We start from the raw sequence: 24,075 nt of genomic DNA on the forward strand, positions 1-24,075 counted from the left end.
CTGTATCTTACTGAGGCATGATGGCAAACCCGTCACGAATCGGGGTCTGGCTGGCAAAATGTTCGCCCATGGCAGCCTGCAGTGAATCAGGGGTCCAGGCTTCACCGTTCTTGAAATTAACTTCCATTGACGGGCTGTGAACCAGACTCACTTCCTTACCCCAGACAACAAAGACTTCACCGGAAACATTGGCAGCCTGCTCAGAAGCCAGGAAGCCCACCAGAGGAGCAACGTTTTCTGGTGCAAAGGTATCAAAACCTTCTTCCGGCTTGGCAAACATCTGGGCAGTAACACCCTGATTGGTCATGTCGGTACGGGCACGAGGACAGATAACATTAGCTGTCACACCGTAGTTGTACATAATTTGTGCAGCACCCATGGTCATAGCAACGATACCTGCCTTGGCAGCAGCGTAGTTAGGCTGACCGGCAGAGCCGTACAGGAATGCTTCAGAAGAAGTGCTGACCAGGCGACCAAACACGGGCTTGCCTTCAGTCTTGCACTTGTTACGCCAGTAACTGGTGGCGTGACGCATATTGACGAAGTGACCTTTCAGGTGCACACGCACAACGGAGTCAAACTCATCTTCGGTCATATTGAAGATGGCCTTGTCACGGCAGAAGCCAGCATTGTTCACCAGGATATTCAGATCACCCCAGGTATCAATAGCAGCCTTGAACACAGCTTCGGAATCATTCCAGTCGGCACAGTCGCCAAACTGGGCAATGGCTTCACCGCCAAAACCCTTGATCTCTTCCACTACACTCATGGCCGCTTCTTCAGCAGCCGCATTACCGCCAAGATCATTAACAATGACTCGAGCGCCCTGTTTCGCCAGTTGAATCGCTTCCGCACGACCCAAACCACGACCCGCACCGGTAACGATGGCTACTTTACCTTCCAGGTTACTCATTTATACGTCTCCTGAATAATTGTTATTCTGCAACCTGATAACATGCTGCCAGAACCCGGGCGTGCAAACCTCATACATTTGAACTAGGCAACACCGATTGCCAGCCATAAAAAAACTCCTGGGCAAGGCGCAGGAGTTTTCTTCAGACTCAGAATCAGGCGATCAGATTCTTTCGATAATGGTACCCGTACCCACCGAAGCACCACAGCACATGGTAATCAGGGCAGTAGACTTATCGGTACGCTCCAACTCATGAAGAGCGGTAGTAATCAGTCGTGCACCGGTACTGCCTACTGGGTGACCCAGAGAAATAGCACCACCATTTACGTTAACCTTATCCATATCAGGCTTGTGTACCTGAGCCCAGGACAGAACAACGGCGGCAAAAGCTTCGTTCACTTCAAACAGATCAATGTCGTTCATGCTCATGCCGCTTTTCTTCAACAACGCATGGGTGGCATCGACAGGACCATCCAGCAGGTAGTATGGATCAGTACCCACAACAACATCGGTGATGATTCGGGCACGAGGCTTGAGACCACGGGCAATGGCTTCTTCCTTGCTCATCCACAACACGGCTGCGGAACCGTCAGAAATCTGGGAAGAGTTACCCGGAGTATGGATACCCCCTTCAGCAACAGCCTTCAGCTGACCCAGGCCATCCATGGTTGTTTCACGCAGACCCTGATCACGGGTGACTTTTTTAGTCTCGCCTGTGGGTTTACCATCGTCACCCACCACCGGAGCTTCGACTTCAAAAATCTCGCGATCAAAGCGACCTTCTGCCCAGGCTCTGGCGGCTTTCTGCTGAGAAGCCAAAGCAAATTCATCGGCATGGGCACGAGTGATACCACGGTTTTTGGCAATACGCTCAGCACTGGCAAACTGGTCTGGCGTGCTGTCCCATGGCCATTCTTTTGGCAGGAAGAAGCCAGGACCGTTATAAACGTTCATACCCAGGCCGACACGACTCATGGCTTCCACACCACAGGCCACACCAATATCGATGGAACCACTGTTGATCATGGCTGAAATCATGTGGTTGGCCTGTTGAGCAGAACCACACTGGGCGTCTACTGTGGTGGCACCGGCCTTCCAGGTATTGCCCATGGACAACCAGGCATTACGACAGAGGTTACCCGCCTGCTCACCTGCCTGGGTTACACAACCACCTACCAGCTGTTCAATGTCTTCATAATCCAGGCCGGCTTTTTCCACCACCGCTTTCATCGACTGCGCCAGCAGTTGGGTGGCATGAAAACCATGAAGATCGCCAACAATCGGCTTACCACGGGCAATCGGTGTACGTAACGCTTCTACAATGACAGCTTCGGCCATGGGTCACTCCTCAACTCTAACGGGCAATCAGGCGATGTCAGATAATCCGGTGATTGCTGTGGTTATTGTTTTTCTATCAAGTCAATTGACTCAGCTGCAGCGGTTATATCCCGCCTCCCTCGTGCACGACAACCTATTAAAGGACTAGTCAACATGAAATGGCAGATTCTGACCATGCAGAATGGTCAAAACTGGCCACTTCTGACCTCAAATAAAGTAGGGTAAGCTCTCCAGCGACAATAAAATTGCTAGTACAGCCAAGCGTTAAAGGTCATACATACCCCGTTCATCCTGAGCTTGTCGAAGGATGCTGGTAATACACTTCGACAGGCTCAGTGCGAACGGTATGGGGATAGCGCTTAGCTGCACTAGAAAGCCATGAGCGAATGAAAGTTTTTCTGATAAAAACTTTCACAATAAAAAAGAAAACGGGGAGATGTCGCCATGAAACAATATCAATTTGATGATATTGAAACACTGCAGGAGCTGGTATCTAACGAATTTGGGGCCTGGAGTGAAGAAGTAACCATCAATCAGGAACTGATTGATCTATTTGCTGAACTGTCCGGTGATGACTACTGGCTGCACACCAATCCTGAGAAGTGCGCTCAGTACAGCCCATTCAAAACCACCATTGCCCACGGATTTCTGACACTGGTTCTGCTGTCAAAGATGCGTAACGAACCCACCCACGAAGTCGTTGGCTTTAAAAATATGATGAATGCCGGCTCCAACAAGCTGCGCTTCACTGGTGTCGTTCCTGTAGGCAGCAAAATACACTGCCGCAGCCGTATCAAGAGTGTAACAGGCTCACCCAAGGGCACCACCGTCACCATGGAACAGAATGTACATGTAGTGGGTGAAGAGCGTCCTGCCCTGGTTTACGAAATGATGTTTATGTATATGTAAGTGCCAGAAGCCTTACAGAGCACCTCCGGGCTACTTTCAGCAGCCCGGCCTTCCTCCCTCTCAGCCAAGTTAAGTCGGCCATCTGTATTTTCACCTACAAACAGTGCACAATGTCGCCCAAGAACGAATAAAAAAACACCCATGCACTGACGGCAAAACGTCGATCATGGAGAGAAGAAGGTGTACTGACTGTGGCGATTGATTGGTTTAGCATTGCGTTAATCTCTGCAATATCCCAAGGTTTTCTACTCTGTGTTGTTATTCTCAGTCTGAACACAGGACAGAGAACGGCCAACCTGCTACTGGCAACGTCAGTGGCTCTGAATACCATCCCTATTGCGATCTATTCTTTTATCCGGGCTGATATTGCGCTTCACACCCTGGTCTATGGATCACTGCTGCTCACCATTTTGAAGGCCCCCGCTCTTTATCTCTATGTGAGATCACTGACAGAAGCGGACTTCAGGCTAAGTAAAGACTTACTTAAACACCTTCTGGTCATGGTACCCTCAACCACCATTTTTCTTTACCTGTTATCGGGTACCGACCTGAACGAGAGCATGTCGCTCTACGAGTTTTTCGGCCAATTGAGATTACCCCTGTTTAATCTCTACGTTAACTTGGTAATCATGGCTTACAGCATCACCTCCCTGATCAAGCTTGAACGCCATACACGACTGATTGAGAGTGCAGTATCCGCTACCGACTCCATCAACCTGAACTGGCTGAAGGGGTTGATCATTTTCATGATCGTTATCTGCTCCTTCCACTTTGGGCTGGATATCAGCCACCTGTTAGGCCTGAGTCCCATTGAACCAAAATCCATCGTCGTATTGGTGCTGAACCTTGGCTTTATCTACTTCATCTCTTTTGGCGGCATGCGTCAGCCCATCATCTTTACTGAAAAACTTCAGTCGATTCTGACCGTATCAGCACCCGAAGTATTGATTGAAACACCTTCAGAAACAGAGACTCAAAAGCCTGATAACAAATACCAGAAATCAGGCATGGAACCGGACAGACTGGAAAAAGTCTGGAGCCAGCTTACCCACCTTCTGGAATCCGATCGTCCCTACCTGAACGATGAGTTGACTCTGCCTCAGCTGGCCGAACAGCTGGGAGAAAAACCCCATGATCTCAGCCAGGTCATCAACAGTCAGTCCGGTAACAACTTTTATGAGCTGATCAATGGCTTCAGGGTTAAAGAAGCTATGGAGCTGTTAGGCAACCCTGAACACCAGAGAAGGAAGATGCTGGATATCGCCACAGAGGTCGGGTTTAAAAGCCAGTCTACCTTCTATAACCAGTTCAAAAAGCATGCGGGTATGACGCCCAAGCAGTACAAGGATCAAAAGTTGAGTGAGTCCATGCCTTTGGCTAATGAATCCTCCTGAAGCTTTCATCACCATCAGGGTCAGGTAGCCCATCAGTATCACCTGACCTTGATTCAGATCGGAAACATCCTCTTCATAGAGTTGTCAGTTAGAATTTATCTTGAAACAACTTCCCTACTTACACACGGACTCCGTTCACTCTGGGCTTGTGTAAGGATGGTGGCATTGGGCTTCGACAGGCTCAGCCCGAACGGTTTTTTCAGACAAGCCTTAAAGCCCAGAAGGGTTATGCCGTCCTATCTATTTGATCTATTCGATCAAGAACATTCTAATAATGTGGCTGGCTGGAGAAGTGTGAAAGGGAAAGTTTCAGGAAGGTAAAAAAATACGGCAGGATCAGTTCCTGCCGTATTTTTTTAGATCAATTATTTTTTGTACAGAAGCCCATCAACCAGGGGTTAGGAGTGCAGTCGTAAATCAGACGACCAGCATCACCATAGGTACGATCAAGCATCCGCTTAACACGCTCTGGAGGCATGCCACGCGCTTCAGTGGCCTGCAGCCTGTCCATTGGGATTGGATAATGCGCCCAGTCCTTAGGTGCTCTCCAACCTGGAGGCGGCACAACGTTGGAACGGGTACCGTTCAGAGGATGCAACAGTCTCCACTCACGAATGGCTTCAGCCATTTCCGCTACCAGCTTGGGATTGTTGGCTGCCAGGTTATTGTGCTCGTATGGGTCTTTATTGATATCGAACAGATAGTTAGTCACATCAATAGACGTCAGAGACTGATCAACCTGCTGAACCAGCTTGTACTGATCATTGAAAGCAGTGATGCTGAAGTGGTTTCTGACCGGAGTTTCGGAAACGAAGAAGACATAATCTTCCCTGGCCAGCTTCTTATCACCTTTCATAGCCTCAATCATATTGCGGCCATCCAGCTTGTATGTGGTTTCAGGCGTAAATCCTGCAGCAGCGGCCATGGTTGGAAAAACATCCATCATAGTCATGATACTGTCGACCTTGGTACCAGCGGGAATGCCTTCAGGCCAGCGCGCTACGGAAGGTACACGAATACCCCCTTCAAAAGTATTACCTTTACCACCCCTAAGTGGGTAGTTATACGCTCCGGCTCCACCATACACAGGACCACCGTTGTCACTGAAGAACATAACAATGGTATTGTCGGCAATACCTTCATCTTCCAGTGTTTTCAGGATCCGGCCAATGGCCTGGTCCATAGCATCAACCATCGCGGCATACACAGGACGAGCATCAGAACCAGTCAACTTGGCAAGTCTTCTCAGACTTTCGGTTCCGGTACGAGAACTTTCAGTGTCATCGTCCAGATCCTTGTACTTCTCGATCAGCTCAGCTGGTGCCTGCAACGGTGTATGTGGTGCCAGGAAAGGCACATAGGCAAAGAATGGCTTCTTCTTGTCACGCTCTTTAATCCAACGACTGGCATCATCAGCCAACAGATAAGTAGCATAACCTTCAGTATCAGCCGCTACAGAAACACCATTCCTCTGAAGATCCGCTCCACCCTGATTCTTGTAGGGAGGGAAATAATCCACTTCAGTGTTGAGGTGTCCATAGAAGTAATCAAAACCGCGCATATTAGGTACATAGCTTTCCTGGGACATACCCAGATGCCACTTTCCAAACATGGCTGTCTGATAACCGTTGCTCTTGAATGATTGCGGCATCAGGGTTTCGCTGGGGTTAATACCATTATTAGACCATGGCATTACAGTCGCATAAGCGATACCCAGACGCATGGGATCACGACCGGTCATAAGACCTGCACGAGTGGGAGAACAGGTCGGCGCTACATAGAAACGTTCCAGAGTGGCACCTTCAGCCGCCAGGCTGTCGATATTGGGTGTTTCAATCTTTGAACCGTTAATGCCTACGTCAGCCCACCCCAGATCGTCGGCCATAATCACCAGAACATTGGGCTGTTCAGGCTTACTGACCGGTGCACTGGATGCCAGAACCGGCAGGGCCATTGCAGACATCAGGGCACCTGCAATCAAGCTTCTTTTTTTCATATTATTATTCTCACTTCTTATCTCCTGGCTGACTGGGCAAAACCACTGATGAACTCCCCTCTCATCATTTGCACAACCAGCTCAGGTACCTGAAGCTCCCACCACCGCCTTGGGCGACAGTAGGAACAGTGATGCTTTAACTATTAGCCAGAATTTCTTCTGTCGCTGCGATTCTATTTTTCAGCCACATGGTTTCACTGAAGTTACTGCCGTTGTTATAGGCTTCTCTCAGCAACTGTTGCAGAGCTTCCAGCTTGGCTTGATAAGCCACCTTGTCATCAGGGTTCTTGGACAGAGCCATCTCTACATAATGCAGAGCCTGTACTGGACGTTTAGCAGCTAACTTCTCATTTGCCTTGCCGATCAGAATCTCGGATCCACCCGCCAGATCAGCCAGTTCAGAGTAAAGCGTGTTCACAGGTACAGGATAAAGTTCAGTGGTGGACTCAAAACGGAACCAGGTGCTGTAGAACTCCCAGATACTGCGCACGTTCCAGGATACTTTACCGTGCCCCTGACTCAGACCCAGCTCTTCAGGAAGCTGGATTTCCTGCATCAGCTCCCAAAGAGTTTTACCAGCATTCATACCCGCAATGGTTTCGTCGTGAATATAACGAGTGCCTTCACGCATACGCTTGAGGTCATTGTCGATCTGCTCTGCACCCAGAACAGGTTCAAAGTGACTGGGCAGAATCATATCAGGCTTTAGGGCAATCATGGTGTCCAGTGACTTAATGTAATCAATCGGATCACGGAATCTCTCACCACGCAGCGTGAAGAGGTTCGGCACCATGGGGAACAGCGGACCAAATACGTCACCGGTAAACAGAGCCTTCTTCTCAGGCATCCACATCACCAGATTGTCATCACCTTCTGCACCGGGTGTAGGAATGATTACAAACTCCTGACCACCGAGTTCAATGCGATATTCAGTACCATCCTGAACAGTAATGTCAGGTTCATGACGCTGGAATCCAAACGTAGAATCTTCAGCCGGCGGTTGCTCTGGCATAAAGGTATAGAGCATCCGGTTACGATCCCAGAAGTAAGGCTCAAGATCTTTCAGATATTGTTCAGCAGGATCAAATCGGGAGTGGGTGACAATCTTGGCCTCTGGATATTCGGCCTTCCAGAAACGAGCGCCGCCGGTATGATCCTGATGGGAGTGAGACAGTACGATATATTTAACATCGTCAGGTGCTACTTCCTGCAGCATACGCTTATGGGCTGCACCCTGTAATGGCAGGCCAGTATCAAACAGAATATTCCCTTCTGATGTCTTCACGAGGTAAGTGTTACCCACACCTGTCGCCAGAAAGATATTCTCTTTGTAGGTTTTCACTTCCATGGGAATGTGATGGAGAGTGGAAACGGTTTTTACGGTAGCATTGGGATCAGCCGGAGCCACCTTACTGGCAATTGCTTTACTGGCAAGAGTGCCAAGTGCTTCAGCCTTCCTCTCGTTAATAATCCGGCTCGTCTTATCTGAACTGAGCAACATGCCGGCACCAATACCCACAGCCACCGAAATCGAAACGGTCAGACCGAGTTTGAGGAACTTCCTGGACATAGAAGACACCTTCTTATTGTTCTTATTTTTTGTTTTGCCTGAGACTGTGATCAACTCAATGAGCGCAGCCCGGGCTTTTCTTCCCGCTCATACCCGTTTCTGAAAACAGGCAACTCCATCGCGGTGCTTCTTAGGCTCCATTAGAGCGCAGAGCCTGATTTCAAGCCTCTTCGCCGATAGAAATGGATAAAATTCTTACTCTGACCGGATAGATTGGGAAAATACCTGCCGCTGAAATGCACAAAAATTGCGCACTTTCTTTTTTCTGAATTTTCAGTCTTTTTTCACTTAACATAGTCTTCATTGATTAGAGACTTTCTGAGTGCTTTAGGAGATAGTCCCTAGAGCTGTGAAAAATCTGTTTCCTAAACTGGCATGAAAACTGCCTGACCTATATCTGAGATCAAATCAGACTTTCAGTCTTTGGTTGAAAGACGTTATTAGTAAACAATAAAGAAAAAGGACCCGACTCATGATGAAGTACTACTCACGCCGTGTAGTAAAACCCGGAGATCTGAACCCGGCCAATCGGTTGTTTGGTGGTTATCTGCTCAGCTGGATTGACGAAGAGGCTGGTATTTTTGCTTCCTGTCAGATGGACTACAGTAGAAATCTTGTCACTAAATACATGTCGGAGATCAATTTTGTTGGCTCCGCATTCAACGGTGACGTCATCGAGTTTGGTATGGAAGTGGCCAGTGTAGGCACCACTTCATTTACCGTTCGATGCGAAGTCCGCAATAAAATCACCAAACAGGTGATTATACAGGTTGATAAAATCGTCTTTGTTGCCATCAACGATGAAGGACAGCCTGTACCCCATTCAATGAGTCAGGAAGAGCTGGCAGATGCCGCTGTTTAATCCAGGAAAGATAGACAGGCCATCACTCTTGAGGGCAGTATTAAATTAGAGCGGTCAATTCCGCTCTATACACCTCATCAGGAACAGGGAAAGGTTATGAGAAAATTAAGCCAATGGATGGGCTTCTTTCTAATTGCCACGCTCTTTTCAGGGCACTCATTTGCTGACTGGATACTGGACAATAACAGCTCCACCATCAGCTTTGTCACCACCAAAGCCAATACTGTTGCGGAAGTTCATACTTTTAGCTCCGCTGCCGGCACAATTTCTGACAAAGGTCAGGCTACGATCAGCATTGAATTGGCCAGCGTCGATACCCGCATTCCTATCCGGGACGAAAGGATGAAGTCCATGCTGTTTAAGGTTGCCCAGTTTCCCGAAGCGTTGATAACTGCCAGTCTTGAATCCCACCTCATTCATGACTTCAAGCCAGGCACAATGCAAACTATCGAGCTACCCATAGTCCTTTCACTGCATGGGAAACAAGTTGAGATGAATGCGACTTTGTCAGTCAATTATCTCAGTGCGTCTACAGTGCAGGTTTCTTCTCTGAAACCTTTGATTGCCAACGCCTCAACTTTTGAATTACTGGCTGGTGTAGAAAAACTGAGAACCGTTGCCGGCTTGCCATCCATCAGCCCGGCTGTACCTGTCTATTTTCAGCTGACCTTCCACAAGAATTGATTGACTGAAAAGGGTTCAGACTCTGTGAACACAATGTGTTTTCAGGATGACAGCATCATTTCTGAACCTTTTTCACGCCACTTTTTCTTATAGCCACCCTCTCGAATGATACACCCCCAATAATCCCTGTCATTGAAGATTAAGGTCCTTTACTTGAAGATAAAAAACAAACATTATAACATAACATTTAATTAAAATAATAAATCTTACCAACATTATTGCTACTCATCTCCCTGACATAGTCAGTAATGCAAATAAGCCATTAAGCGTAAGTTTTATTGATTTAATTCTGACAGTTTACGGATATCTGTCGTGTATGCTTACTGAGGCTTCATGAGGCTCTGAATTCCTTAAGGATTGCATTGAACAGGCATTCATAGTGCAAAACACTTCAGTACTGGAGCACCTCGATGAAAACCCTGCTGACTTATACCGATAAAGCGGCTATAACCCTGTCTTTCCTCTGCCTCTTGCATTGCCTTTCACTGCCGGTCTTATTGGCGATACTGCCCAGCGTAACTGCGCTGAATTTAGAAAACGAAATGTACCACATTGCCATGGTGCTTATCGTTATTCCAACGAGCCTCTACGCACTGACGCTGGGCTGCAAACAACATCAACACTATCGTTTGCTTAAAATTGGACTGACCGGGCTGGCATTTCTGGTGGCTGCGATTCTGGGCGAGGAACTGATCGGCGAAATGGGCGAGAAAATTCTGACAGTTATTGGCTCAACCTTGATTGCTTATGGACACTACCGCAATTACCGGCTTTGCCAACATGCTGAAGACTGCTCCTGCGAGAGTGAGTTAATTAATGAGTAATGGCTGCGGCTCGAAGCATAGTGCTAGCTTCGAGCCTTGTACGTGATTACTTGTCAAAAAAATCAAATTCGTTATTTTTGACACCTTTGACAAAAGCACTCCATTCATCACTGTTGAAGATCAACAGTCCTCTATCCGGATCTTTATCATCCCTTATAGCAACCTCATCACCAATACAGGCGACTTCGACAGAAATTGCCCACTTGGTAAAAGAACTGCGAATAAACTCTGCATCAGCCCATTTGGAACGAACACTGACATGATCACTCTGAGCCATGTTTACCACCCTATTTCAGTGTTTAAAGCCCTCTTCTGAGGGCATTACAACAAAAACATTGCTTAATCGCGCAGCCTAGTACAGAACAGTATCCCCTGCCATTGATAACGACCACACCGTCAAATTCACTCTGGAATCTCTGACACTAAAAACACCTCCGTCGTCTAACTATCACAACTTAGCCAGTAGAACTATATTGGTGCCTACCTCTCATAAATTGGTACGAAAGTAATCATTGTTATTGATTTATATCCATAGTCGCCCCTCCAAGAACTTCTTCACACCCTCTCAACAGTGAGGTTTGAACCATGCTTTACCTCTCAATACCGAAACTCTTCAAAAGAGTGTTACAAGCATCCACAGTCCTGACTGCAGGCTTGGCCTTTTATCTACCGATTTATGTTCTTGCCCAGGAAACGACCACTTCCAGCCCGACGACTGAACCACCTGCAAGGACGTGCTCCGAGTCCCAGGTACTCACTTTCACTGAACAGAGTGAACTAAGAATCCCTCTGAATGGTTTCAAGGCAACAGGTGCCAACCCGGGAGGGAGTGCAGGAGGACTCAACACTTGCCACAGGGCCGTCAGGGACTTTAAAAGTAATGGCAATCTGGACAGTAATCACAGTGTAGAGTTTGGAGAAACCGCCCCTTCCACTTTGGCAAGTATTTTCAGGGGAGAGCATGAGCATGCAGGGATAGTCGGCGCCGCCATTTCCAGCCTTTATCACTATGAGCATTCAGAACCCATTATCCTTTTTCAACCAGCAGGTAACTTTCTCACCCGGGGAGAATTGCTTTTTCAGGTAAAAAACGGCAGCAATCAGCCCATTAACCATCTTCGACTGAATTTCCGGGGCTATCACCTGAATGACAAGGACAGAGCCAGTCAGTTTACAGTCTCTTATTCGGTTGGCAGCTCCGAAGGGCCTTATACCGATATTACTGACCAGGTATTCACTCCCGAAGGACGAATGGCGGAAACAGATCTGTCGGATGAGTGTTACTCCGAACATTTAAACGAAATAAATCTGACACCGGGCCAATTTCTTTTTGTAAAAATAGCTTTGGACGACCGGGATTACTCCGAGACGACAGTTGTTCCAACCGCCAGTGGTGCTCGTGACGAACAGGGCTTTGGTTCATTTGTTCTGACCAGAAACCTGAACATGATGAGCTGTCCCTCACACACCGTTGTGTATGGAGAACCTGTTGCAGGAGAAAGTAGCCTGAACTCATCAGCCGTGGATGCGCTGATTAGATCAACAGCAGAAAAAATGCGGGAAATTCATCGGAATACGAAATGCAATCTGCCCAACTGCGATCGTGAAGAGGGGTAATCAGAGATGGAGAGCCAGAGATGAACTGGCTCTCCCGTGAACTTATCCCTTACCCAGAATAAGACCACTGGTAGGAACACCGGTACCGGCTGAAACAATCATATTTTCAACCTTATCGACCTGGTTAACGGCTTCGCCACGAATCTGGCGCACCGCTTCTGCAATGCCGTTCATACCGTGAATATAAGCTTCACCAAGCTGACCACCGTGCATATTGATCGGCAGTCGTCCACCCATTTTGATTTCTCCATTCCGGACAAAGTCTTTGGCCTTACCTTTATCGGCAAAACCGAACTCTTCCAACTGAGTCAATACAAATGGAGTGAAGTGGTCATAAATGATCGCTGACTGAATATCGTCAGGCGTCAGGCCAGCCTGCTTATACAGCTGTTTGGCTACCAGACCCACTTCAGTCAGACGGGTAATATCCTGACGATAGAAATGCGTCATCATCTGCGGATCATCACAGGCACCCTGTGCAGCACCTTTGATCAAAGCAGGCTCTTTATTCAGCTTCTTCGCACGCTCGGCAGAAGTAATAACCAGAGCAACACCACCATCACTTTCCTGACAGCAATCCAGAAGACGCAGAGGTTCAGCGATCCAGCGTGAGTTCTGGTGATCTTCCAGAGTAATAGGCTGTTCATAGAACCAGGCGTTAGGGTTTGTCGCCGCAAACTCACGAGCGGCTACAGCAACACGACCAAAGTCTTCTGAAGTAGCACCGGTTTCATGCAAATAACGTTGAGCATTCATTGCTACCCAGGAAGCGGGTGTTACCAGGCCATGAGGAATGTACCAGCCATAATGCGCGGTTTCGAAATCAGGCTCTGCAGCGGTATCCTGCATACCCGCACCAAAGCGATACTCCGAGCGCTCGTTCATGGCACGATATACAACTACCACCTCACAAACGCCGGTCGCCACAGCCATGGCTGCTTGCTGAACCGTACCGCAGGCAGCACCACCACCGTAATGAATACGGCTGAACATTTTCAGCTCTTTACCACCAATTTCCCTGAACACTTCAATTTCAGGGTTGTTATCCATGGTAAATGTTGAGATGCCATCCACTTCCGACGGATCAATACCCGCATCGGCCAGAGCCTGGGTGACACACTCTACCGCCAGCTGCATTTCACTGCGGCCCGAGTTTTTGGAAAATTCTGTGGCTCCAATACCGACGATTGCCGCCTGGCCACTCAGCGTTCTGTTAGACATTCTTATACTCCCGCCTTATGCCAGTGGTAACGCAACCAGTACGGTGCCAGTTACATGACTGCCCATACTGTTCTTGCCGATAACCGCCACTTCAACCAGGTTCTGGTCGTCTTTCTGATGTTTCTCGGTCACCTTGCCCACCAGACGCATACTGTCGCCAGGATAATTAGGAGCGCCCAGCTTGATATTAACTTTTTTCAGCATGCCTTCCGGCCCGGTCCAGTCGGTCACAAATCGACCCACCAGACCATTAGTGGTCAGAATGTTCATGAAGATATCAGGAGAGCCCAAAGCTTGAGCCTTGTCTTTGTCATGATGAACATCCTGATAGTCACGAGATGCCATGGCACCTGCAACAATCTGTTCTGCAGTTACGTCAATCACCAGCTCGGGCAGCTTCTGCCCGACTTCTACCTGATCAAAAATCACACGATTCAATGTCTGGCTCATAATACATTCACCACAGATTCTTTATCCGCCAGCAGGGCTCCCAGTTTCGCCAACTGAAGACTGCCGCCTCCCAGGTTCAGCTCATTGCGCTTGGCCCACAGGAAGTAACGATGTAATGGGTAGTCAATGTCTGCACCAATGCCACCGTGCAAATGCTGGGCAGTGTGCACAACACGACCCCCTGCGACACAAGCCCAATATTTAGCGGCTCTGACTTCTGGTTCTGCCGGCATGTTTTCACTCAGTTTCCAGACAGCCTGCCAGTAGGTAGAGCGCATGCCTTCAATGTCCATGTAAGCGTCCGCACACCTCAGTGTGGTGCCCTGAAACTGAGAAATAGACTTACCAAACTGTTTTCTATCGGTCGTATATTCTACAGTGCGCTTCAGTGCTTCTTCGGCAATACCTACCTGAGTAGCAGCGAGGCAGACATTACCGCGATCAACCATAAACTTGTAAGCTTCTTCGCCCTTATCTGCTCCTGCCAGAACCTGCGCCTGAGAGACATTAGACAGAGTCATGGTATAGAGAGGCTCACCATTGGTGCTTTCCTGATATTCCAGTTCAACACCTTCCGCTTCAGGTGCTACCAGGAAAATCAGGGTCTTGCCGTCTTCGCCAGTAGCAGGCACCAGAATCACCGCAGACTCTTTAGCGTAAGGAACACAAACACGAGTACCATTCAAAACATACTGATCACCCGACTGTTCAGCAGTCAGTACCGTTTTATGAGGATTACTGAGTCCTTCCTCGGCCAGAGCGGCGGTCAGAATGCTCTCACCAGTAGCCAGTGCTGTAAGGTACTGGGTCTTTTGTTCTTCAGAACCGTATTCAGCCAGTGTCAGTCCAGCCAGTGCCAGACTTGGCAGCAGTGGCAAGGCAGCCACATAGCGACCCTGCTCTTCCAGCATCAGACAGATTTCAACCAGACCAAAGCCGCTGCCACCGTAACTTTCAGGAACAGCCATGCCCAGCAGTCCTGATTCGGCAAACTGCTGCCATAAATCCTTGTCGTACAACTCACCTTTTTCTGTCAGTTCTTTCAGACGCTCATCAGTGGACAAATCGGCCAGTACCTGTGCGCTCAGGTCCTTGATAGCCAGCTGATCTTCAGTAAATGAAAATTCCATATCCTTGCTCCTTTAAGGTTGCCTTAAGCTTCAACAGGTCTGAACAATGCCAGCGTCAATTCTTCATCGCACTGGGTGATTTCAGCCTTCACTGCCATGCCAATTTTGACATCTTCAGGCTCGATGCCCACCAGCCCTGCAACCAGACGAGTACCTTCTTCCAGCTCAACCAGAGCAATAGGATTCGGTTCATCAAAAGCAGGGAGAGCAGGATGATGGAGATTCACAAAACTGTGAATCACACCGTTACCACTGGCTTCCACGGCATCACGCTCCAGTGAACGACAGCTTGGGCACATAGGTGACGGGGGATGTCTCAGGGTTTCGCAGGACTTGCAACGCTGAATCAGCAGTTTGCCTTCTTTCAGGCCTTCCCAGAAGAAGCGGTTGTCACGGTTGATACCAGGACGCGGTCTTACAGCTTTCTTTGGCTTGGAAGAGCCAGACGACTGGGGTTTATTGTCACTTTTGGGTGGAATGAACTTGAGCAGGCGGAAACGCATTTCGCCGACTTTCTCTTCATTCTGATCGACAAAAGTCCACAGTTCAGTGACGAAATAGCCCGTTCCCAGAGCGGTATCTTTCTTCTCGGAAATAGACTCAATTTCCATGTAATGGGAAATATCATCACCGGGCTTCAGAGTACGAAAGTATTCCTGGTCACAGTTAACCGCTACTACGCCAACAAAACCATATTCATCCAGAATATCCAGAACGTAGGGCTGCTCTGCTGTCCGCTCCCGGGTGCCCGGTGCATGTTGACCGGTAACCCCTCTCATGGTCCATGCCTGCAGCATGGTAGGGGGTGCAATGGTAGAACCTTCAGAGCTATTGGCAGCGTATTCCGGATCGGTATACATGGGGTTCTGATCTCCCATGGCCTGGGCCCAGTGACGGATCATGGGCTGATTGACCGGATCCCAGCTCTTGTGAGGCCCTACCCTCACACCGAGGGTTTCGGCCATCAGGGCTTCCAGTTCCTTATTGTTATTCTGATCAGTCATGCTTACTGTCTCCGCCTGTTGATCAGGCCAGATGTTTTTCTGCTTCCTATGACTTGCCGGAAGCATCTTCTGTTCTTTTATTAGCCATTAACACGATAGGCATAGATCAGTTAGCATTTTACGGTCAGGAGCGAAGCAGACAATTACAAAAGCGGCCAATCGTGGCTGGCAAAAATATCAATACAGGGTAATAAGAAACATTAATGGCCTTACCAATGACAGGATTTGATTATCTGCTAATCTGACAAGCCACCAGGAAGAGGCAGTACAGGCTAAAGATTCCCAATGAAAGCCAGCGGGGCTATCAAAAGAATATTTACACCCATTTTGTTCGTATTAATCTGTGCACTCTTCCTGCTTTTGTCTGCCCCTGCCCTGGCGGGATATCTCGGTTTTGATAAACAACCCGATCCGGACATTGTTATCTGTCTGTTTCCCGTTAATTTTGCGGGCGGACAGACAGTCAGCCTGACACTGGTCTTTAACGGCCCCTTCTACATCGTTTCCGACAGTAATCTGCTGACTGGGCGCAGGAACGGTTACACCATCAGCTCACCCTCCGGCAGGGTTTCAGATGTCAGGCAGTTTGAGATCAATCTTCACTTCACGCAGGAGCCGATCCCCCTGTGCGTAGCACTGGCAGCTCTGAACAACAGCCGGGAACAGTCTGCGGATGCCGATCACTTGGCTCTGGTGGAGAGCGCCAGTCGTCTGATAGATGGCCAGTCAAGAATGTCGCTGGCCTCGCAGGCTATCGATAGAAGATCGCTAACGGCACAATCGCGACGTTTCAACATCCTTTCCCATACTTACAGCCAGAGCACTCTTTATCGATTCGCACAGGCAGCCAGTCGTTTACGACAGTATTCATCCACCCGATTGCAACACACTGAGAGCCTATACAGAGACAACTCTCCCTTTATTCAACTGCCCGACATTCGCAGCCCACTTTATCTTGATCTGGCGAACAGAGTTTCAGACCTGCCTTATCCCGGTATATCCTCTCACTTGTTTCGCTATCTCTGGTTCCACAGTGGTCTTCTGCAAAGAGACCTTGAGCTTCTGGCCCATATGATCAATCGCTTCAGCCAGCGAGCCCTGACTATCGCCCATTCAGACTCTCCTCTTGAGAGACTGAGGTCCATCCAGGCTGCTCCAGATAGTGAGATATTTCGGAGAATCAATTTAAAAGATCTGGAAGAAATCGCCAGGCTGTTTCCCCATAATGGCCACCTTTCCCAGAATCAGGCCAACCTTGCCCTCAAAGAGTATTCCGGCACAGCTACTGTGGCTGAACGAACTACATTGAACCAGCTGATTTCCAAAGGAGAACACCTGATGGCACCGGTTCAGTGTTCAGACGATGATCTGGTCACAGACCTGGAGAGATGCCATATCCCCGTTTTCGATTTTGCCAGTCCGGTCAGCAATCGACGCTTTCGCATTATCCGATTACTGGGCAGAGGCGGAGAAGGTTCAGTCTGGGAAGTGTCTGATGGACAGGAATCCTTTGCTCTGAAAGAGATCGAATACAACGACTTTGTTCGTCAATCCACTGCCCGATTAATGTCCATCATCCAACAGAACAAACTGAGATCAGAGAGGGTTATGCCGTTACTGGAACAATGGAGTGACCAACACAAACTCTACCAGTTAATGCCCGTTATGAGAGATGGAGACTTGCATGACTTTATCGCTAATCACCCGGAAATAGTGAACCAGCATTTGGCTGAACTGGCTTTCCAGATTATTGATGCAGCGGCCTATCTCCATCTGAACCAGGTCGTGCACAGAGATATCAAACCTTTAAACTTCCTTGTCCAGCGCAGGAATGATGACATTCGACTGTTTCTTTCGGATCTGGGACTGGTCAGAGAAATAGACACACCTGATGCCATGACGATGTCATTCGTCGGCACGATTGCTTATATGGGCGCGCATACAGCGATGGCCCGGGCTGAAGGCCTACCTTACCAGGCACTGAAAATGGAATATGAAACCATTGCTATCACTCTGGTTCATCTTGCAACCAATGTATTACTGTTCGAAAAATTCACTTCTCGTGCTACTAACTATGATGAACAAGCCAGATGGCAAGGAACCTTCTTTAAAAACCTGGCGACAGGTGAAGAAGATACCTTTGAGAATATTCGCAGCCAGCTTCCATTCTGGCTGAAGGAAAATAAGGACAAGCTCCCTGCTCCTTTGCTTGAGATTGTTAGTATGCTGCTCGAGCTACCAACAGATAAAAGTCATTTTGGCTATCTGACAGAAATCCTCGATCAGCATCAATACTTTGCCCGGTATAAACATATAAGTGAGGCCATCAAGCTGAGAAACCAGCAAATGGCTGCCGAAGCCATTGCCAGACAGCTGTTACAGATGGCACAACTTCAAGCCCTTCTTCCCCAAGGGTGGACCATTCAATACGTCAATGGCGATGGTGACTGCCTGCCCACTGCCCTGGCTCAGTCAATGAATGCCAATGGCTTTGCCCAGGAGCTGAATCAACAGTTAGTCAGACAGCAGCTGGCCAAACTGCTTCGCACAATTCTTGGTTTCATTGAAAACCTCGCCAGCCATATAGATCCGGAAGGCACTTCACCTGAACTAGTTACCCTGCAGCAAGATTTGCTTTCAAATCAATTATTCACTCTGACAGGCCTCACCATTGATCAGATTGAAGACATGCTTCAGAACGGCTCGATTGAAAATTCTGCTGCCGTTACAGGTCCTGTACTGGGAGAAATGAACAGCTGGCTGGACCCCGGTTTCATTCCCATCCTGCAACAAATGCTGAATGTCCAGATCAACCTGAATTCGCCCAACCATAACCAGGACACGATGCTCAATGAACCTTTCAATAACCAGTTCTGGCACCATAACGCACCGACGCTGGCCTTTTATCTGCAGTCAGCCGGTATCATTGCACTCAGTGAAAACCTGCCTGAAATCACCCTGGTTTTTAACGGCCAAACAGGAAGAAGAGGTCACTACTTTTTTGCCTTGCCGCCCGGTATTGACCCACCTCAGCTTCAGGCCCAGCCCCTTTCAAACCACTCTTCTGAAGTCGTACCGGATCTTTGGAACAGAGGAGAAGTCCGATATCAATTTCAAATGAGTAGACCTTTTTGATCCAGAATCCGAAACTGATCTCTTGAAAAGAATGATGACACTCAATCCAGACGACGACTGATGACTTCTGTCAGGAAACTCTTGAGAACCCTGACATTGGCAGGAAGCAGCTTTCGGTCTCTGGAAACCATATAGATAGGAGGCCGTGAAGCAAACTGGTATTCAGGCAGTACCTGGATAAGTTTTTCAGTATCTATCTCATCATCAACGAAGAACTTCAACATGACCCCTATCCCCATATTCGCCTTCACCAATGTTTTAATGCCATAAATGTCGTTCATGGCCACCCGGCTTTCTATCTCTACAGCAAACTGCTGCTGATCCTTATGAAAAACCCATGGTACGGCATTATTGAATAGCCGGAAGTGGGATGCCATGCAGTGATGCCTTTTCAGATCTTCAGGAAACTTTGGCTCCCCCTTCTCCGCCAGATAATCAGGTGTTGCCACCAGCACCACAGGACACTCACCCAGGCTTTTGCAAATCAGGGAACTATCTGAGAGCTGGCCCATAGTGATAATGATGTCCTGCTTATCAGAGAATGCCTGCAGCGTGGGTTGTTCCACCGTCAAATCCACTCGAAGATCTGGATATTCTTCCATCAACCGGGGCAACTCGGGTATCACCAGTTCCCTGGCTAACAGGGGAGGTACCGAAAGCCTCACCACACCGGAAATATCTTCTTTGAGTGCAGAGCCCGTCTGTTCAAGGATGTTGTAGCTTTCGAGCATTGAGCGAACATAGGGCTGCAGAGTCTCACCCGCCTCAGTTAACAAAAGATGGGGACTGCGATGAAAAAGTTTGTAACCCAGAGCCGATTCCAGTCGGGCCATCTGTTTGCTGATATGGGAATTGGACACCCCCAGCCGTTCTGCTGTCTTGCTGAAACTTCCGTATTCAGCGGCACAACCAAAAATCTGATACTGCTCGATCTTACTCATAAGACATCATTCTTATTTTATTCATGACCGATGCTATCAGATATTTTCCAATCGCGTTTCCATATGGAAAACCCGGGTTTCCAAACAGGCGGTTTATTAATTTTCCTGAGTCCCTAAGCTGAGAACACTTTTCCACCGTTTCTGGATAAAAGAATGACCAGTAAAATAACAATGAAAAAGGTCTCGATCATTCTGGGGGCTTTCGCCGTACTGGGGATACTGGCCAGTCAGATTAACCTGGCAGCCCTGATCAGCTATCAGCAAAAACGCAGCGACGCCATTATTGCCGAGAAGATGGCCGCCAGCATTGGCGCACTGGCCTATGTCTATGGCTATCCTCTGGTGGATATGGCCAAACAAATGCACAACGAAATTCATAAGGTGGAAGAGAACCAGCAGGTTTACGCTCCCATAAACCGCCTGCACCGTTACGATGAAATAGTCGGGCCAGAGAATGCTGGCAACCTTCGTCTGCCCAACAACGACACCCTCTATTTCAGTGGCTGGTTTGATATCAGCAAAGAGCCGGTCATTATTCACACACCGGATACTCAGGGACGCTACTTCACCATTGCTGTCACCAACCTTTACTCTGAAGTAATTCATATTGGACGACGGACTTACGGTACTGACGAAACCTATTACGCACTGGTTTCACCCGACTGGCAGGGCAGCCTACCGGACAATGTTAAGCCTGTAGAAGTAGAGACTTCCAAAGGCTGGTTATTGGGCAGAATGTATGTAGCAGGCAAAGAAGATAAGCCCGCTGCAGTCGATGCCATGAACAATATCTGGATGGCTTCACTCAGTGAATTCACTCTGGATCAGAGACCTGCTACAAAACCTGCAATCACTTCAGAGCCCATTGATCCACTGCAATCCCTCGAATTCTTCAGTTACATGAATAAGGCACTGAGAAGTATTCCAACCCGTGCCAGCGAACAAGCGCTTATGGCCCAGTTCGACCTGATTGGCATTGGCCCCAACAGTGACTTCGATCCAGAAAAGCTCAGTGAAGCCACACTCAAAGGTTTAGAGCAGGCACTGGAAGAAGGCATGAAGATTGTCGAAGCATCCGAACTTCGTACGCTTCCCAGTTACAACGGCTGGATGATTCCCCAGAAAGTGGGTCGCTACGGATTCGATTACATTCAGCGAGCCTCTGTTGTGGCCAATGGTTATGGCAACCTGCCGGAAGAATCGACATATGCAGCCGCTCTGACATCAGGCGACGATGACATTATGACGGGAAACAACACCTACAAGCTGCACTTTGAAAAAGGTCAGTTACCGCCTGTTAAAGGCTTCTGGTCAGTAGCCACTTACGAACTCCCAAAGAAACAGCTGGCCAGCAATGAGATTAATCGTTACAGCATTGGAGATCGTACCGATGGCATCCAGTACAACGACGATGGTTCTTTGACAATCTGGCTTCAGTCCGAAAGACCGGAAGATCCCAATAAAAACTGGCTGCCTGTTCCCGAAGGTATGTTTATGGCGGTGATGAGAATGTACGAGCCTGAGCAGCCCATTCTCAATAAAGAGTATGAGCTGGCCAGGATTGAAAGGGTGAATTGATCACCCTTTTCTATAAGTCAAAGGCGTGAGCCCGGTCCAGCTTTTAAAAGCACGAATAAAGGCACTGGGCTCAGAGAAAGCCACTTTGGCAGCGATCTCTTCAATAGATAGACGCTTCTGATTGAGGAGATGAATCGCAATGTCGCGGCGGGTCTGGGTTTTGATCTCCTGATAGACCGTACCCTCTTTTTTCAATGCACGACGTAGGGTCTGTGAATGCATATTGAGATGAGCGGCTATGACTTCAATCTCAGGCAGCTCCTCTTTTTCCCTCAGGCTGGTTTCAACCAGATTTCTGACATTCATGGCGATCTGCTTGTCACTGACTCGTGTTTCAAACAGATTCATCGGCGCACGCTCCATGTATGACTGAAGCGACGGGTAGTTTTGCCGATTAGGCAAATCAAAGGCACTGCGATTATAAACAATGGAGTTTCGAGGCTGGTTAAACAATACCGCAGCCCCGAAAAACAGGAACTGATACTCTTCCGGGTAATCCGTGGCGGGGTAGTCCAGAGTCACCTGGACAATGGGCATCCTTTCATTAGCCAACCAACTGTGGAAACGGTGAAATGACATCAGCGTGGTTTCAACAATATAAGTATTGGTAATCGTAGAAGTCGATCGACGGCCAATCTCATGGGTAACCAGATTGTCATCTAATGTCAGCTGATGGTAAAAGCCATTCTCCAGCAGGTTGGCGTACTCCACTGAACGCTCATAGGCCTCTCCAACGGAGGGACAATTAATGACCGCATTACACATCATGGCCGATACACCAATGCGTTGAGGCTTGCCTAACAGACCCATTGCCTCATCGTTGAGCAATACCGTTAATTTGCTCACCAGCCTGAAATACTGGGCTGCCTCCACCCTGGATCGATCTTCCGTCAAAACCTGAGGTGGTATCTCGCATTCACGCAGAAGCTTCTTCAGGTCATAGCCCAGAGCCTCTGCGCCATCGAGTGTCTGACGGACATAAGCTGAACTGATGGTGATTGTTTTCATTCTTTACACTCTGAAAAGAGTTAGTCCCAACACTCTTCCAGGGGCTGTTTCAACTCACTTCTCCCCCTGTCCGAAATAGAATTCTAAATTAAAAGTGTCATCTAATGTCAATTTTTATGTCCCCCCCTGTCATTGTTAAGTCAGTTGTTCCAGAGCAGAATGTGCCAAAGTCGATAGCTGCAAGTGACAGCAGCAGGGGAAAGTCGCCGGTCAGGAAAGGGATACAAGAGCGATTCAGGACAGCCGGCCACCCGGAATACAAAAGCAAGAAAAACTTAAAGGAAACCCAAAATGCCCCATCCAGTGTATATCTATGATGCCGTACGCACTCCAAGGAGTAAGGGTAAGAAAGACGGTAGCCTCTACACAGTCAAGCCCATCGACCTGGGCGCATCTGTTCTGAAAGCCATGCAGAGTCGTCTGGACCTGGACACATCCTACGTCGATGACGCGGTATTCGGTTGTGTAACCCCCATCGGCGAACAGGGCGGCGATGTCACCAAAATGATCGTTGCCAACGCTGGCTGGGATCAAAGTGTTGCCGGCGTTCAGTTGGATCGCTTCTGCGCTTCCGGTCTGGAAGCTGTCAACATTGCCGCTCAAAAAATCGCTTCCGGCTGGGAAGATCTGGTGGTAGCCGGCGGTGTTGAGTCCATGTCCCGTGTTCCCCTGGGTTCCAGTGGTGGTGCCATGGGTGCCGACCCTGAGTTTGTCTTCAAGAATGGTTTTATTCCTCAGGGTGTTGCAGCTGACCTGCTGGGAACACTGGATGGTCATACCCGTGAAGAAGTCGATGCCTTCGCCGTAGAATCACAGCGTCGTGCAGCTCACGCCCGTGACAATGGTTATTTTGATAAGTCTGTGGTTGCCGTTAAAGACAACAACGGTGTCACTGTTCTGGATAAAGACGATTTCATCAAGCCTGAAACCACTATGGAAGGCCTGGCCAAGCTGAAGCCCGCTTTTGAAATGCCAGGACAATTCGGCTTTAACGATGTCGCCATCAGCAAGTACCCACAGGTTTCCAAGGTCAACCACATTCATACGCCGGGTAACTCTTCCGGCATCGTAGACGGTTCCTCTGCTGTTCTGGTGGGCAGTGAAAAAGCCGGTAAAGATCTGGGTCTGACACCACGCGCCCGCATTGTTGCCACCGCAGTTCTGGCGGTTGAGCCAGTTCTGATGCTGGCCGGTCCTGCTCCTGCTGCTCGCAAGGCTCTGAAAAAAGCCGGCCTGCAAGCCAGCGACATTGACCTGTGGGAAATCAACGAAGCCTTCTCTTCCGTTGCCCTGCGTTATATGAGCGAACTGGAAATCTCCCACGATGTCACCAACGTAAACGGTGGCGCCATTGCCATGGGTCACCCACTGGGCGCAACCGGTGGCATGTTGGTTGGCACCATGGTGGATGAGCTGGAGCGTCGTAACCTCAAGCGCGGCATGATCTCTCTCTGCGTAGGCGGTGGCATGGGTATCTCCACCATCGTTGAACTGGTCTAAG

General features: G+C 48.6%; 20 protein-coding genes. 9 read left to right on the forward strand and 11 right to left on the reverse strand.

Annotated features, from left to right (window positions below):
* Positions 1 to 7 precede the first annotated feature (7 nt).
* Complete coding sequence (locus WG89_RS04865; RefSeq protein ID WP_062262128.1) at positions 8 to 913, reverse strand: SDR family NAD(P)-dependent oxidoreductase; 906 nt, start codon at positions 911 to 913, stop codon at positions 8 to 10.
* A gap of 162 nt (positions 914 to 1,075) precedes the next feature.
* Positions 1,076 to 2,251, reverse strand: coding sequence for a steroid 3-ketoacyl-CoA thiolase (locus WG89_RS04870; RefSeq protein ID WP_062262131.1), 1,176 nt, complete (start codon positions 2,249 to 2,251; stop codon positions 1,076 to 1,078).
* 444 nt (positions 2,252 to 2,695) lie between these two features.
* Between WG89_RS04870 and WG89_RS04875 the strand changes: the two genes are divergently transcribed.
* Both WG89_RS04875 and WG89_RS04880 read left to right on the forward strand, forming a co-directional pair.
* Positions 2,696 to 3,160, forward strand: a complete 465-nt coding sequence (locus WG89_RS04875; protein WP_062262134.1) for a MaoC family dehydratase — start codon at positions 2,696 to 2,698, stop codon at positions 3,158 to 3,160.
* Between the two features lie 191 nt (positions 3,161 to 3,351).
* Positions 3,352 to 4,554: a helix-turn-helix domain-containing protein gene (locus WG89_RS04880; RefSeq protein WP_062262137.1), complete on the forward strand. Its 1,203-nt coding sequence runs from the start codon at positions 3,352 to 3,354 to the stop codon at positions 4,552 to 4,554.
* Between the two features lie 361 nt (positions 4,555 to 4,915).
* On the opposite strand, the gene WG89_RS04885 is transcribed toward WG89_RS04880, so the two are convergent.
* Positions 4,916 to 6,550, reverse strand: a complete 1,635-nt coding sequence (locus WG89_RS04885; RefSeq protein WP_062262140.1) for a sulfatase-like hydrolase/transferase — start codon at positions 6,548 to 6,550, stop codon at positions 4,916 to 4,918.
* A 136-nt stretch (positions 6,551 to 6,686) separates the two neighbouring features.
* Entirely contained in the window at positions 6,687 to 8,120 is a 1,434-nt protein-coding gene (locus WG89_RS04890) for an MBL fold metallo-hydrolase (protein ID WP_062262143.1), read from the reverse strand.
* Between the two features lie 472 nt (positions 8,121 to 8,592).
* Here WG89_RS04890 and WG89_RS04895 point away from each other — a divergent pair, with 472 nt between their 5' ends.
* The 3 genes from WG89_RS04895 (at position 8,593) to WG89_RS04905 (ending at position 10,490) form a co-directional block, all read left to right on the forward strand.
* The gene (locus tag WG89_RS04895; protein WP_245662878.1) at positions 8,593 to 8,982 is read left to right on the forward strand and encodes an acyl-CoA thioesterase; all 390 of its coding nucleotides are present in this window, start codon (positions 8,593 to 8,595) and stop codon (positions 8,980 to 8,982) included.
* 96 nt (positions 8,983 to 9,078) lie between these two features.
* The gene (locus WG89_RS04900) at positions 9,079 to 9,666 is read left to right on the forward strand and encodes a YceI family protein (protein ID WP_079253661.1); all 588 of its coding nucleotides are present in this window, start codon (positions 9,079 to 9,081) and stop codon (positions 9,664 to 9,666) included.
* 410 nt (positions 9,667 to 10,076) lie between these two features.
* A complete protein-coding gene (locus WG89_RS04905) occupies positions 10,077 to 10,490 on the forward strand; it encodes a MerC domain-containing protein (RefSeq protein WP_062262149.1) in 414 nt (137 codons plus the stop codon).
* A gap of 46 nt (positions 10,491 to 10,536) precedes the next feature.
* On the opposite strand, the gene WG89_RS04910 is transcribed toward WG89_RS04905, so the two are convergent.
* Positions 10,537 to 10,767: a DUF397 domain-containing protein gene (locus tag WG89_RS04910; RefSeq protein ID WP_062262152.1), complete on the reverse strand. Its 231-nt coding sequence runs from the start codon at positions 10,765 to 10,767 to the stop codon at positions 10,537 to 10,539.
* A 308-nt stretch (positions 10,768 to 11,075) separates the two neighbouring features.
* On the opposite strand from WG89_RS04910, the gene WG89_RS04915 reads away from it, so the two are divergent.
* Positions 11,076 to 12,107, forward strand: coding sequence for a hypothetical protein (locus WG89_RS04915; RefSeq protein ID WP_062262154.1), 1,032 nt, complete (start codon positions 11,076 to 11,078; stop codon positions 12,105 to 12,107).
* A 42-nt stretch (positions 12,108 to 12,149) separates the two neighbouring features.
* On the opposite strand, the gene WG89_RS04920 is transcribed toward WG89_RS04915, so the two are convergent.
* The 4 genes from WG89_RS04920 to WG89_RS04935 are packed head-to-tail and all read right to left on the reverse strand — an operon-like array spanning position 12,150 to position 15,912.
* On the reverse strand, positions 12,150 to 13,328 hold the full coding sequence (locus tag WG89_RS04920; protein ID WP_062262158.1) for a lipid-transfer protein: 1,179 nt from the start codon (positions 13,326 to 13,328) through the stop codon (positions 12,150 to 12,152).
* Positions 13,329 to 13,343: 15 nt separating this feature from the next.
* A complete protein-coding gene (locus tag WG89_RS04925; RefSeq protein WP_062262161.1) occupies positions 13,344 to 13,778 on the reverse strand; it encodes a MaoC family dehydratase in 435 nt (144 codons plus the stop codon).
* Complete coding sequence (locus tag WG89_RS04930) at positions 13,775 to 14,908, reverse strand: acyl-CoA dehydrogenase family protein (protein WP_062262164.1); 1,134 nt, start codon at positions 14,906 to 14,908, stop codon at positions 13,775 to 13,777. Before WG89_RS04930 ends, WG89_RS04925 begins: the two co-directional genes overlap by 4 nt.
* A gap of 23 nt (positions 14,909 to 14,931) precedes the next feature.
* The gene (locus WG89_RS04935; RefSeq protein ID WP_079253667.1) at positions 14,932 to 15,912 is read right to left on the reverse strand and encodes a bifunctional MaoC family dehydratase N-terminal/OB-fold nucleic acid binding domain-containing protein; all 981 of its coding nucleotides are present in this window, start codon (positions 15,910 to 15,912) and stop codon (positions 14,932 to 14,934) included.
* A 285-nt stretch (positions 15,913 to 16,197) separates the two neighbouring features.
* Between WG89_RS04935 and WG89_RS04940 the strand changes: the two genes are divergently transcribed.
* Entirely contained in the window at positions 16,198 to 19,047 is a 2,850-nt protein-coding gene (locus WG89_RS04940; protein WP_062262169.1) for a protein kinase domain-containing protein, read from the forward strand.
* Positions 19,048 to 19,088: 41 nt separating this feature from the next.
* On the opposite strand, the gene WG89_RS04945 is transcribed toward WG89_RS04940, so the two are convergent.
* Positions 19,089 to 19,988 (reverse strand): LysR family transcriptional regulator, encoded by a 900-nt coding sequence (locus tag WG89_RS04945; RefSeq protein ID WP_062262172.1) that lies wholly within the window; start codon positions 19,986 to 19,988, stop codon positions 19,089 to 19,091.
* Between the two features lie 153 nt (positions 19,989 to 20,141).
* Here WG89_RS04945 and WG89_RS04950 point away from each other — a divergent pair, with 153 nt between their 5' ends.
* Complete coding sequence (locus tag WG89_RS04950; RefSeq protein WP_062262175.1) at positions 20,142 to 21,566, forward strand: DUF1254 domain-containing protein; 1,425 nt, start codon at positions 20,142 to 20,144, stop codon at positions 21,564 to 21,566.
* On the opposite strand, the gene WG89_RS04955 is transcribed toward WG89_RS04950, so the two are convergent.
* A complete protein-coding gene (locus WG89_RS04955) occupies positions 21,567 to 22,574 on the reverse strand; it encodes an AraC family transcriptional regulator (RefSeq protein WP_062262178.1) in 1,008 nt (335 codons plus the stop codon).
* A 291-nt stretch (positions 22,575 to 22,865) separates the two neighbouring features.
* Between WG89_RS04955 and WG89_RS04960 the strand changes: the two genes are divergently transcribed.
* The gene (locus WG89_RS04960) at positions 22,866 to 24,074 is read left to right on the forward strand and encodes an acetyl-CoA C-acetyltransferase (RefSeq protein WP_062262182.1); all 1,209 of its coding nucleotides are present in this window, start codon (positions 22,866 to 22,868) and stop codon (positions 24,072 to 24,074) included.
* Position 24,075 lies beyond the last annotated feature (1 nt).

The sequence above is a fragment of the Endozoicomonas arenosclerae genome, from assembly GCF_001562015.1.
Lineage (GTDB): Bacteria > Pseudomonadota > Gammaproteobacteria > Pseudomonadales > Endozoicomonadaceae > Endozoicomonas_A > Endozoicomonas_A arenosclerae.